Source organism: Flavobacterium franklandianum (assembly GCF_007097365.1).
Lineage (GTDB): Bacteria > Bacteroidota > Bacteroidia > Flavobacteriales > Flavobacteriaceae > Flavobacterium > Flavobacterium franklandianum.
Map to the genome: position 1 here is coordinate 397,813 of NZ_VJZR01000003.1, position 14,030 is coordinate 411,842.

Annotated in this window: 7 protein-coding genes; 6 read left to right on the top strand and 1 reads right to left on the bottom strand. The window is 34.8% G+C overall.

Going from position 1 to position 14,030, the window contains the following annotated elements; genetic code table 11:
- Positions 1-3 precede the first annotated feature (3 nt).
- The 4 genes from FNW17_RS06410 (at position 4) to FNW17_RS06425 (ending at position 6,992) form a co-directional block, all read left to right on the top strand.
- On the top strand, positions 4-1,368 hold the full coding sequence (locus FNW17_RS06410; protein WP_144071183.1) for a glycoside hydrolase family 43 protein: 1,365 nt from the start codon (positions 4-6) through the stop codon (positions 1,366-1,368).
- Positions 1,369-1,478: 110 nt separating this feature from the next.
- A complete protein-coding gene (locus tag FNW17_RS06415) occupies positions 1,479-3,212 on the top strand; it encodes a glycoside hydrolase family 43 protein (protein ID WP_218043856.1) in 1,734 nt (577 codons plus the stop codon).
- A 137-nt stretch (positions 3,213-3,349) separates the two neighbouring features.
- The gene (locus FNW17_RS06420; protein ID WP_218043857.1) at positions 3,350-5,629 is read left to right on the top strand and encodes a glycoside hydrolase family 127 protein; all 2,280 of its coding nucleotides are present in this window, start codon (positions 3,350-3,352) and stop codon (positions 5,627-5,629) included.
- A 10-nt stretch (positions 5,630-5,639) separates the two neighbouring features.
- Complete coding sequence (locus FNW17_RS06425) at positions 5,640-6,992, top strand: family 43 glycosylhydrolase (RefSeq protein ID WP_143389772.1); 1,353 nt, start codon at positions 5,640-5,642, stop codon at positions 6,990-6,992.
- A 77-nt stretch (positions 6,993-7,069) separates the two neighbouring features.
- Here the strand turns inward: FNW17_RS06425 and FNW17_RS06430 are convergent, their stop codons facing one another.
- A complete protein-coding gene (locus FNW17_RS06430) occupies positions 7,070-10,210 on the bottom strand; it encodes a glycoside hydrolase family 2 TIM barrel-domain containing protein (RefSeq protein ID WP_144071185.1) in 3,141 nt (1,046 codons plus the stop codon).
- Between the two features lie 843 nt (positions 10,211-11,053).
- Between FNW17_RS06430 and FNW17_RS06435 the strand changes: the two genes are divergently transcribed.
- Together FNW17_RS06435 and fsa are read left to right on the top strand one after the other, a co-directional pair.
- Complete coding sequence (locus FNW17_RS06435) at positions 11,054-13,093, top strand: transketolase family protein (protein WP_144071186.1); 2,040 nt, start codon at positions 11,054-11,056, stop codon at positions 13,091-13,093.
- 24 nt (positions 13,094-13,117) lie between these two features.
- The gene (gene fsa, locus FNW17_RS06440; RefSeq protein ID WP_143391809.1) at positions 13,118-13,774 is read left to right on the top strand and encodes a fructose-6-phosphate aldolase; all 657 of its coding nucleotides are present in this window, start codon (positions 13,118-13,120) and stop codon (positions 13,772-13,774) included.
- The last annotated feature ends 256 nt before the right edge of the window (positions 13,775-14,030 follow it).

Sequence of the window (14,030 nt, forward strand, 5' to 3'; positions counted from 1 at the left end):
AAAATGACAAAGAGTTTTAAAACACTTGTAATACTTATTACAATTTTAAATTATACAGTAGGAAAAGCACAAAATCCTATTGTACAAACCAATTATACAGCTGATCCAGCACCAATGGTTTATAATGGCAAAGTGTTTCTTTATACAAGCCATGACGAAGATGATTCTACTTGGTTTACCATGAACGATTGGCGATTATACACCACAGAAGATATGGTCAATTGGACAGATCACGGAGCAGTATTGTCCTACAAAGAGTTTGAGTGGGCAAAAATGAATGCTTGGGCTCCGCAATGTATAGAACGAAAAGGAAAATTTTATATGTACGTTCCCAATACAACTCGAGAAGGAAAAGGAGCCATAGGGGTTGCCGTTGCTGATAGTCCTTATGGTCCATTCATAGACCCATTGGGAAAACCTTTAATTTCTAATGGTAATGCCGACATAGATCCAACCGTTTTTATAGATGACGATGGTCAGGCTTATTTGTTTTGGGGCAACCCAGTGTGCTATTATGTAAAACTAAATGAGGATATGATTTCCTATGAGGGTGAAATCAAACAAATTCCTAATACTGTAGAATCTTTTGGCAAACGTCTCGGAGAAAAAAATGATTTAAGACCTACCACTTATGAGGAAGGGCCGTGGTTATACAAACGCAATAATCTGTACTATTTATTATTTGCAGCAGGACCCATATCGGAGCACATTGGCTATTCGACCAGTAAAACGCCAACAGGTCCTTGGGATTATAAAGGGATTGTAATGCCTACACAGGGGGGTTCTTTTACCAATCATCCTGGGCTTATCGACTTTAAAGGGAAAAGTTATTTTTTCTATCATAATGCCGCATTGCCGGGTGGTACAGGTTTTACTCGTTCTGTATGTGTGGAAGAACTTAAATTTAATAAAGATGGTTCCATCGTGCAAATGAACATGACCGAAGGAATCAAAAAGAGTTTAAGTCCGTTAAATCCCTTCGTTAAAATTGAGGCAGAAACCATCGCTTGGTCAGAAGGGGTGAAATCAATGAAAAACAAAGTGGTGGGTAATTTTATTACAGCAAAATACAATGACGCTTTCACCAAAGTAAAAGAAGTAGATTTCCGTAAAGATGGAGCTTCGAAATTCACGACACGAATTGGTACAACTCACAACGGAAATGTATCAATGGAAATACGATTAGACAGCAAAGACGGAGAATTAATTGGAACTGTAAAAGTGCCAATGACAGGAGGAAATGACAGATGGGCATTGCAAACAATCGATGTAAAAAAAGTTTCAGGAATTCACGATGTATATTTCGTTTTTAAAGGAAAAGCCAAGACTGATATATTGTATTTTGATTATTGGAAATTCTCAAAATAATTTTCGCAACCAAGTTCAATGTATATCGACTACAAAAAAGAGTATAATAAAATTAGAAATAAAGAAAATATAATTAACAAATGAAAAATAAACAATTAAAATTTACCGTAATGAAAAACACAAAAGTACTATTATTTTTAGGCATAGTTTTGTTATCCTTTATTGGAGCAAACAGCCAAAATAAACAAAAGAACAATGCTCCTTTATTCTCTAATTTCACCTACCAAGGGAATGATAAAGTATATACCGATAACCCATTAAAATCAGACGAGTTTTATACGCCTATTTTGCAAGGATGTTATCCTGACCCAGCCATTACCCGAAAAGGAGATGATTATTATATGGTATGTTCTTCATTTGCAATGTTTCCGGGCGTGCCTGTCTTTCATTCTAAAGATTTGGTAAATTGGACTGACTTGGGAGGCGTATTAAATGATGTCACCCAATTCAATCCGCATGATACAGGTATTAGTCAAGGAGTTTATGCGCCAGGGATTACCTACAATCCTCATAATGACACATTCTATATGATTGTAACAGCATTTTCTGGAGGCTTAAATAATATTATTGTAAAAACAAAAGACCCGATGAAAGGTTGGGGAAATCCAATCAAATTAGGTTTTGGCGGAATAGATCCTGCAATTTTCTTTGATGATAATGGCAAAGGATATATCGTTCACAATGATGCTCCTGATAATGGGAAAGAGCGTTACAATGGTCATAGAGTTATCAAAATTTGGGAATATGATGTTGAAAATGACAAAGTAATTCCTGGTTCAGATAAAATCATAGTTGATGGTGGTGTTGACCCTGCTAAAAATCCAATTTGGATAGAAGCACCACATCTTTACAAAAAAGACGGAAAATATTTTTTAATGTGTGCCGAAGGAGGTACAGGAGGTAATCATACCGAAGTTATTTTTAAAAGTGATAGCCCAAAAGGACCGTTTATTCCAGCATCAAACAATCCAATTTTAACACAAAAATATTTTGGAAGAGACAGAAAAAACAAAGTAGATTGGGCTGGTCACGCTGATTTAGTAAAAGGACCTGGAAATAAATATTACGGTATTTTCTTAGCAGTTAGGCCTAACGAAAAAAACAGAGTGAATACAGGTCGTGAAACTTTCATTTTACCAGTAGATTGGTCTGGAGAATTTCCAGTTTTCGAAAATGGATTGATTCCATTGGAGCCAAAAATGAAAATGCCAAAAGGAGTTACTGAAAACAAAACAGGTAAAGAAGGATTCTTTCCTAATGGAAATTTTACGTTCAATGATAATTTTACTTCAAATAAATTGGATAATCGTTGGATTGGTCTAAGAGGACCTCGTGAAAAATTTATCACGACATCAAAAAAAGGATTGCAAATTAATCCGTTTGAAACCAACATAAAAGAGGTCAAACCTACATCAACTTTGTTTTATCGTCAGCAACACAATAGTTTTTCTTTGACTACTACTATTGAATACAAACCAAAATCAGACAAAGATTTGGCCGGTGTTGTAGCTTTACAAAATGAAGGTTCAAATTATGTTTTTGGAATTACAATGAAAGACAAAGACTATTATGTGGTACTACAAAAAAATCAGAAAGTAAGGAGAGATCCAGTAACCTCTACAATTGTAGCAAGCGCAAAAATAGATATCAAGAAACCAGTGCAATTACAAATAAAAGCCAACGGAGATGAGTATGTGTTTAGTTATTCTCTAAACGGAGTTGATTTTGTTACCGTAGGAGGAACTGTTTCTGGTGATATTTTATCGACTGATGTAGCAGGTGGATTTACTGGTTGTTTGTTAGGATTGTATGCTACTTCAGCAAATGATGCACAACCTGAATAATTAATTTTTAAGAATAACAGCTATACGTTTAATGTCAAAGACTAATTCTTTGGCATTAAATAAATGGCAGAGTATATTAAATCTAAAAATTTAAGAGATTGATTAATTGGAGTAGACTATAAATTGAACTAAAATTTATGAAATTTAAAAATTTAAAATACTTACTAATCCTTATTTGTGTTGAATCTTCTTTTGCACAAATGCAACCTTTTAAATTGCAGGATGTAAAGCTAACGGATGGTATGTTTAAAAAGGCCCAAAATGTTGACCTGAAATACATTCTAGAACTCAATCCTGATAAATTACTCGCTCCTTATTTGATTGATGCCGGCTTACCATTGAAAGCCAATCGATATGGCAACTGGGAAAGTTCAGGATTAGATGGTCACATCGGTGGACATTATTTGTCCGCCTTAGCCATGATGTATGCAAGTACTGGAAATGTCGAACTAAAGATGCGTTTGGATTATATGGTTAATGAACTCGCTCTTTGTCAAGCAAAAAACGGCAATGGCTATGTTGGAGGCATTCCTAATGGGAAAGTATTTTGGGAACGTATCCACAAAGGGGATATTGATGGAAGCACTTTCGGGTTGAATAATACTTGGGTTCCTATTTATAATATTCATAAACTTTTTGCGGGGTTGCGAGATGCTTATGAAATTACAGATAATCAACAAGCCAAGCAAGTTTTGATTGGTTTAGGTGATTGGTTTATCGAACTCATAAAACCACTTTCTACGGAGCAAATTCAACACGTATTGGATACGGAACACGGTGGAATCAACGAAACTTTTGCCGATTTATACATAATTACAAAAGACAAGAAATATCTCGATGCTGCTAAAAAACTTTCACATCTTAAACTTTTAAATCCTCTGCTTGAGAAGCAAGATAAACTGACAGGTCTTCATGCCAATACACAAATACCTAAAGTAATTGGGTTTGAAAAAATCGCCACATTAACACATAATACTGATTGGGAACAGGCATCAGAATATTTTTGGCAAAATGTAACTCAAACGCGTAGTGTGGCATTTGGAGGAAACAGCGTTCGGGAACATTTTAATCCAACCAATAACTTCAAAGAAATGCTCGAATCCAATCAAGGACCTGAGACTTGTAATAGCTATAATATGCTACGTTTGAGTAAAGCTTTGTTCTTGGATAATAATGATGTGAGCTATCTAGATTATTACGAACGCACACTTTACAACCATATTTTGTCGAGTCAACATCCCGAAAAAGGAGGTTTTGTATATTTTACGCCTATCCGCCCAAATCATTACAGGGTATATTCGCAACCCGAAACGAGTATGTGGTGTTGCGTAGGTTCTGGTATTGAAAACCATACAAAATATGGCGAATTGATTTATAGCCATTCTGAAAAGGATGTTTTTGTAAATCTTTTTATCCCATCGGAACTCAATTGGAAAGAAAAAGGACTGCAATTGATACAGAAAAATAATTTCCCAAACGAAAATTCGACGGAACTAGAATTGAAATTGACAAACAATCAGACTTTTTCTCTTAATATTCGTTATCCAAAGTGGGCTGAAAATATCCAAATTTTGGTTAATGGAAAAGCAGAATTAGTTAAAGCAAATCCTTCACAGTATATTAATTTGAATAGAAATTGGAAAAATGGAGACAAAATCTCTGTCCAATTTTCTATAAAAACCAAATTAGAATATCTTCCAGATGGTTCCAATTGGGCAGCTTTTGTGCGTGGTCCAATCGTTTTGGCAGCCAAAACTTCTACTGCGGATTTAAAAGGACTTTTTGCTGATGATAGCCGAATGGGACACGAAACAAGAGGAAAACTCTATCCTATTAATGAGGCGTATGTCTTAGTGGACGATTCTAAAAACTATGTGTCTAAACTGCAACCTATTGATAATATGAATTTTAAAATGGATTCATTGCTACTTCAACCGTTCTATCAGATTCACGATGCACGTTATCAAATGTATTTTCAGACGTTTACCCAAAAGGATTACGAAAACCAAAAAGAAATTCAAAAACAACAAGAAATAGCACTTTTAGCACTTGAAGCCAAGACTGTAGATAAAATCAACTGTGGCGAACAACAGCCAGAGGTAGATCATCAATACAAAGGAGAGCAAAGCAATTCGGGCTATGATGACGAGAAATTTTGGCGTAGCACACGTTCTTATATTTCTTATCAATTGCAAAATAAAAATAAAGCTGGTAAATATATTGAAATCAGCACTTTGAACGATATAAAGTCCGAAAATTTTGAAATTGCAATCAATGGAATTGAAGTAAAAATAAGTTCTATAGAAAACAGAACAATCAAAATTCAAATACCAGAAGAAGAGAATTTTCAATTAAAAATTACGGCTAAAAACAAAATACCTACACCTCGATTTTATCAAATTAGAATTTTAAAATAATTTAAAACAAATGAAAAAACAAAAAATAAGCTGGATAGTATTATCAATTTTTATGTGTTTTTCTTTTATTGGGATTGCTCAAAATCCAATAATAAGGAATCAATATTCTGCCGATCCATCGGCAAGAGTGTTTGGAGATCGGGTTTATGTTTATCCTTCGCATGACATATTATCCACTGAAGGCAAAGGCCGAAAGGATTGGTTTTGTATGGAAGATTATCACGTTTTTTCTTCGGATAATCTCATTGATTGGACAGATCACGGTATGATAGTTCAACAAAATAAAGTACCGTGGGTTCGTCCCGATAGTTACAGTATGTGGGCTCCCGACTGTATTGAGCGAAATGGAAAATATTATTTTTATTTCCCATCTACCCCAAAAGACACCATTACTTATGGTAAAGGGTTTACCATTGGAGTAGCAATAGCCGATAAACCATCTGGCCCATTTATTCCTGAATCTAATCCTATTAAGGGTGTGAAAGGTATTGATCCCAATGTTTTTATTGATAAAGATGGACAAGCCTATTTGTATTGGTCTTCTCGGGATATTTTTGGTGCAAAGCTAAAAGCAAACATGCTCGAACTAGACTCCGAAGTTAAAATTTTAGGAGATTTACCATCCAAAGGATTGAAAGAAGGGCCTTATGTATTTGAAAGAAACGGGATTTATTATATGACTTATCCTCATGTTGAAAACAAAATTGAGCGTTTAGAGTACGCCATTAGCGATAATCCATTAGGACCGTTTAAAGTCATGGGAACAATTATGGACGAATCCCCTACAGGTTGCTGGACAAATCATCATTCGATTATTGAATTCAAAAATCAATGGTATTTGTTTTACCATCACAATGATTATTCTCCAACATTTGATAAAGCTAGATCTGTTCGAGCAGATTTTCTAACTTTTAATTTGGATGGTACGATTAATAAAGTGATTCCAACTTTAAGAGGAATTGGTGTAACTAGTGCTGTAAACGAAATTCAGATGGATAGATACAGCAATATCAGCGAAAAAGGGACGTCAATCGCTTTTGTTGATGCAGTTGATACTTTCAAAGGTTGGAAAACAGTTTTGAGCCAATCGAATGCTTGGATTGAATACAACACAGTCGATTTTGGCAAAAAGCGATTAAAATCGGTTACTGTAAAAGCCTTGTCTTCTACTGGAGGCATTTTGCAAATACGCACCAATGGAATAAATGGTACTGTAATTGCCGAAGTCAAAATTCCCGTAAGCACCACTTGGCAGGATATAAAAGTTCCTGTTAAAAAGTTTGAATCAGGTATTCAAAATGTGTCTGTGCAATTAACAGATAATAATAAACAAGTCGAAGTTGATTGGATAAGTTTTGAATAAATATAAAGGGTATTGAAATTTTCTTCAATACCCTTTTTTTTATATCTATTTTGACCATTAAACCTTATAATACATTCTTATTTCTTTTTGGGTTTAATGACAAAACCATAGTTATATTCTTTGTTTTTCAGTAGATAAGGTTCGTGCGGTAGAGCGCCCCAACTGTTGTCGCCACCAACGCCTCTTTGCGCTAAATCAACACATAAAATCACTTCATTCCGGGGTGTAATATCATTGGTATGTCGGTATTTTTTGGTCAAACCTGGATCAAAATCTTCGGGATAATTATTTAGAGCGCTTACTCCTAAGGGCTGTAATCCTTCAATTTCAATACCATTTCCCTGATTATTTGTGAGTGTTAACCAACGAACATCTGTTTTATACCCATTTTCTTGTGGACGTGAATAAGGAACATATTGATCTTCTACCTTGCTATGATAGATACCTTTGAGAGAAGATGTATTTCTATCTTGATAATTTTCCCAAGGCCCTCTTCCATAATAACTAAAATTATTTAGGTCATTTTTAAGGCTAAACAACATTCCAAAACGGGGCATTTCAGACAAAGGATTTTCTCCTGCTTTGAATGAATTCAACAAAGTTAAACTTCCATCAGAACTCATTGTATAAGTAATTGTATAGGTCGATGCGACATCTTTCAGGTAAAGAGTTACCACAACAGCCGTTCTACCTGATTCTTCTTTCACGATAATAGAAGTTAGACTTGTATTGTATCTTCCCACGGATCGCCAGACATTACTGGTCAAGTGCATTCGGTTTCCAAAATCATTATCTGTGGGCGCTCGCCAAAAATTAGGAACCGGCATCAGATTAAAATAACTTTCGCCTTTGCTTTTGTATTGTTGCATTAAACCCGATCTCTTACTGATTGTCACTTCTACGCCTGCTGCAATAAGCGTGATGGCATCTTTAGTGTCATTAACGGTTGGTTTTGTTCCAGAATCGGTAGTTTTTGCAAAATAGTTGCTTTCTCCAATTGAAAATTGTTCTCGGGCTACTTCAAAATTTTGAGGTAATACTTCGTTGCCTTCTTTAGTATAAGCAAAAATATTTAGCAAATATTCTACCCCATTTTCAGTAGATATTTTTGGTAATTCAAGCTGAACTTGTTTTTTAGATTGTGGATCAAGACTCAAATTAATAGTGCCAGATTTAACAACCAACCCATTTTTTAAAACTTCATATTTAAAAATGTATTTATCTAAATTGGTATAACCAAATCCGTTTTCTACTTGAATAATTCCTGTTTTCAAATCAACTGCCGAGAATAAAATATCCTGATAGACTTTTTTTACTTCAAAAGCGCCTGGATGAGGTGTTCGATCAGCCCAAACCAATCCATTATGACAGAAATTTTCATCATTTGTGTAATTTTGACTTCCCATATCGCCTCCATAAGCCCAATATTTCCGACCCACTTCATCGGTCATTTCGAATCCCTGATCAACCCAATCCCAGATGAATCCACCTTGCATATTGGGACTACTGCGAATAATATCCCAATACTCTTGAAAATTACCACTGCTATTTCCCATCGCATGGGAGTATTCACACATAATAAATGGACGTTTTACATCCTTGCGTTTGGCATAATCTTTCATATAATTAATACCCGGATACATCGGACAAACCACATCGGTATTTTCGGTTTCACCTGCTTGCTCAAATTGTACCAAACGCGAATTATCTCGGTTTTTTATCCATTTATAAGCTTCTTGAAAAACGGGACCATTGCCACATTCATTTCCCAAAGACCATAGAATAACTGATGGTTGGTTTTTATCTCGCTCCACCAAGCTATAAATTCGATCCATATGAGCTGCTTCCCATTCTGGAAGATAAGCAGGATGTTTTGATTTGTCGAACCCACCTTGTAATTCCGCTCCCATTCCGTGGGTTTCTATATTGGCTTCATCAACGAGGAACAAACCGTATTTGTTACACAGTTTTACCCACATCAAATTGTTTGGATAATGACTGCATCGCACCGCATTGATGTTCAATTGCTTCATTACTTTGATGTCTTTCATCATCGTTTCTGTATCTTGATAATGACCTGTTTTTGGATTATGTTCGTGAATATTGACACCGTGCACCATAATTCGGATACCGTTAACCAGTAACTGTCCGTTCTTCAATTCTACTTTTCTAAAACCAATTTGGGTCGAAACTGTTTCAATGAACTTTCCGTTTTCATCTTTTAGTTTGAGTAATAACGTATATAAATAAGGTGTTTCATTACTCCATAATTTAGGCGCAGCAACATTTTGGTTAAAGGTAATGGATTGGTCAGTATTGGCTTTTACACTTATTTTTAAAGTTTTTGTAAAAATTTCTTTTCCTGTACCATCGACTAATTTGGCCTCTACAGTTTGGTTATTTTTGTAAACGGTATTCAGGTTTTTGATTTTAACATCAACCGACAAACTTCCATTTTTATAGGAAGCATCAAGGTCTGGACGTGCAAAAAAATCGACTATCCGAACATTTTCAGTACTGTAAAGATAAACGGCTCTATCAATACCCGACAATCGCCAAAAATCTTGATCTTCCAAGTAAGAACCATCGCTCCAACGATACACTTCGACAGCAATCTTATTTTTGCCAGCTTTTACATAATTGGTAATATCAAATTCTGTTGGACTTTTTGTGTTTTCACTATAGCCTACTTTTTCGCCATTTACCCAAATGTACATTGCCGAAGTTCCAGCCTCAAAATGTAGGTAAACACGGCGGCCATCCCAGTTTTTAGGTAGTTCAAAAGTACGCAGATAAGAACCCACAGGATTATCGGTATGGTCAATAAATGGTGGATTTTTAACAAATGGATACGTTACATTAGTGTAAATAGGAATTCCATAGCCCTGTAGCTCCCAGTTAGATGGCACCGAAATTTCCTTCCAATTGATTGTATTAAAATCTGTTTTAAAAAAGTCTTCTGGTCTTTCATCAGGGGTAGGCGACCAATTAAATTTCCATTTTCCGTCCAAAGTCAAAAACCAAGGCGATCGAGTATAATCATCTGCAATTGCCGACGATTCATCCGCGTAAGGCAAAAAAGCTGCTCTGGCGGGTTCTCTATTAATTTGAAATATTGCCGGATTTTCCCAATCATTAGTCTTTGGCTTTTCCTGAGCATTACTAATTCCAATCAAGAAAAACGTTAAAATGCAAGTAAAAATTTTTGTAAGTTTCATTTATTTAAGGATATAATTTTGATGTTCAGATTGAATTTTAACGGCATAATTTTTATTCTATTCCAAAAGTAGTATAACAAAGTGCAGAAAGCTGAATTTTTTGTTCATTCTGATCTTTTTGCACCAGTTGATGGTATAATCTTATAAGTATAAGATGTAAAAATATTATTTTTTATTTTTATTTTATAATGGATTTTAAATTATTTTCAATAAAAAAACAATCGGTTGTTTTATGCAACCGATTGTTTTTTAAAAAATGATTATTCTTATTAGTCTCAAAAACACATTAAATTATGTTTTATTTTGCACATTAATAGAGGCATTTTTTTTCTTAAAATCGGAAAATTATTCCTGTTATCCCTTGTAAAATAAGTGTTTTTATTCGTTATGTAATTTTTTAAGTGTCTCGAAATCATCAAAAACACAGCATTCTGTTTCCTGGATTTTGATTTATAAGATATTTCATTTTTTAATAAAAAACCTCATTTTTTATACTTTTTTTGCTCGTTATAAAGAGTTATTTGCTTATTTTTGTGGCGTTAAAAAAAAGAAAAATTTTATCAAAAAAATTGGCTTTATTTTTTTATAAATTTTCACTTGACACCCTGTTTCCGATTTATTCTTCCAACTCATATTTTGTGTTTGACTGATAAATTTAGAATTAAGCATAAATTTTGAAACTCATTTCAAATCCTTTTTTAATTTGAAAATAGAAAGAATGTTTTTTTATTTTTTGTATTAATAATTTTGTTACATTTGTAAATGTATATTTCACACTTATTAATTATTTTTGCAGATAAACACTTAAAAAACTGAGATTAAACTATAAACTATACAAACAACATGAACAAAAAAATTGACAATTTATCCGCTGATAACATTAGAGCATTAGCCATATCAATGGTAGAAAAGGCAAATTCAGGTCATCCTGGAGGCGCAATGGGAGGCGCAGATTTTTTACACATTTTATACTCAGAATATTTAAATTTTGATCCAACGGAGATGGATTGGCCTTTCAGAGATCGTTTCTTTATGGATGCGGGACATTTATCGGCTTTGATGTATGCACAATATAGTTTATTAGGAAATTATTCAAAAGAAGATTTGCAAAATTTCAGACAATGGGGTTCTATAACTCCAGGACACCCTGAAGTTGATGTGTTGAGAGGAATAGAAAATACCTCAGGACCACTGGGACAAGGACACGCAATGGGAGTTGGAGCTGCAATAGCTGCCAAATTCCTAGATGCCAGATTTACTGGTCTTTTTGAACATAAAATATACGGTTTCATTACAGATGGAGGAGTTCAAGAAGAAATTTCTCAAGGAGTTGGTCGTATTGCTGGACATTTAGGACTGAACAATTTTATTATGTTCTATGACTCGAATGATGTGCAACTTTCTTCCATGACAGACGAAGTATCTTCAGAAGACACAACGATGAAATATGAAGCTTGGGGATGGAAAGTAATCAATATCGATGGTCACAATCACGAGCAAATCCGAAAAGCATTAGACGATGCCAACGCAGAAACCGAAAGACCTACTTTAATTATTGGTAAAACCATTATGGGTAAAGGTTGCGTTTTGGCCAATGGCGATATGTACGAAGGCGAATGCGAATTGCACGGAAAACCAATTGGTGATACCAAAGCAGATTTCAAACAAACCTTAATCAACTTAGGAGCCAATCCAGAAAGTTCTTTTGATATTTACGAGGATGTTCAAGCCTATTATTCAGAAGTATTGGCTAAAAAAGTGGCGAATGCTGCAATCAAAAAAGAGACAGTTGCTGCTTGGAAAAAAGCAAACCCAGCTTTGTCACAAAAAATGGAAATGTTCCTTTCAGGAGTACTTCCTGATTTAGATTTGAGTCAAGTAGTTCAAAAAGCAAATGTGGCTACCAGAGAGGCTTCTTCGGCAGTATTAGCATATTTGGCAGAAAACTTAGAAAACGTAATTGTTTCTTCGGCGGATTTATCCAACAGTGATAAAACAGATGGTTTCTTGAAAAAAACTACTGTTTTGCAAAAAAATAATTTCAAAGGTGCTTTTTTACAAGCTGGAGTTGCTGAGTTAACAATGACAGCTATCGCCAACGGAATCGCCCTTCACGGAGGAGTTGTTCCTGTTGTAGCGACTTTCTTTGTATTCTCAGATTATATGAAACCAGCTATTAGATTAGCGGCTATTCAAGAATTGCCAGTGAAATATGTTTTGACTCACGATTCATTTAGAGTAGGAGAGGACGGACCAACGCACCAACCCATTGAGCAAGAAGCACAAATGCGTTTGATGGAAAAAATCAAAAACCATTCTGGTCACCAAAGTTTATTAGCACTTCGCCCTGCCGATGCTATCGAAACTTCAGTAGCTTGGGATATGGCTTTGAAAAACACTACGACACCAACCGCTTTGATACTTTCAAGACAAAACATTAAAGACATTCCAGCAACAGGAGCTTCAAGATATCAAGAGGCAACAGAAGCTAATAAAGGAGGTTATTTAGTGAAGTCAACACCAAATCCAGATATTACTTTATTTGCCAACGGTTCGGAGGTTTCTACACTTATGGATGCTGCAGCGATTTTGGAAAAAGAGAATAATTTGAAAGTGAATGTAGCTTCTATCATCTCAGAAGGGTTGTTCAAACAACAATCAAAGGAATACCAAGAAAGCGTTATTCCTAAAGGGAAATTAGTTTTCGGGCTTACCGCTGGACTTCCTGTAAACTTAGAAGGATTGATAGGCGATAGCGGAAAAGTGATTGGATTAGACCATTTTGGTTATTCGGCACCAGCAAGTGTTTTGGATCAAAAATTTGGATTCAATCCTGAAAGTGCTTCAAAAGAAATTCTAAAATACATCGAAGAAAGTAAATAATAATCAAAAATAAACACAAAAGAAATGAAATTTTTTATTGATACCGCAAATTTAAAAGACATCAAGGAAGCTAATGATCTAGGAGTTCTAGACGGTGTAACTACTAATCCATCGCTTATGGCGAAAGAAGGTATTACAGGAGCTGACAATATTATTGCACATTATGTAAAAATATGTGAACTAGTTGATGGTGACGTAAGTGCCGAAGTAATTTCGACAGATTTTGAAGGAATGGTTGCCGAAGGCGAAATACTAGCCGCTTTGCATCCGCAAATCGTAGTTAAGATTCCGATGATTAAAGACGGAGTAAAAGCTTGTAAATATTTTTCAAGCAAAGGAATAAGAACTAATGTTACTTTAGTTTTTTCTGCAGGTCAAGCGTTATTGGCGGCAAAAGCAGGAGCAACTTATGTGTCTCCTTTCATCGGAAGATTAGATGATATTTCTACAGACGGAATGGCTTTGATTGAAGAAATCAGATTGATTTATGATAATTACGGTTACGAAACACAAATTTTGGCTGCATCAGTGCGTAATGTAATGCACATTATCAATTGTGCGAAAGTTGGATCGGATGTTATTACAGGTCCTTTGAGCGCGATTGAAGGATTGCTAAAACACCCGCTTACTGATATTGGTTTGGCTACTTTTTTAGCTGATTTCAAAAAAGGAAATAGCTAGAAATAGTAAAATTAAAAAAAAACCACTGTTGGATGATTAGACTGAACCCAAAAGTTTAGACAAATTTATAATTAATTTTGATAATAATGAGCTCGATATTGTATCGGGCTCATTTTGTTTGAATTTGTATCCATTTTAATGGTTTTTTATATTGTTTTTTGAAAATAATAATAATTGTTTTGATTGTCCGCAATTACCCATAATTTAATAAAAAGCTTTATATTTGATAAAAAAAGTGATGAATCTATTCAATTTT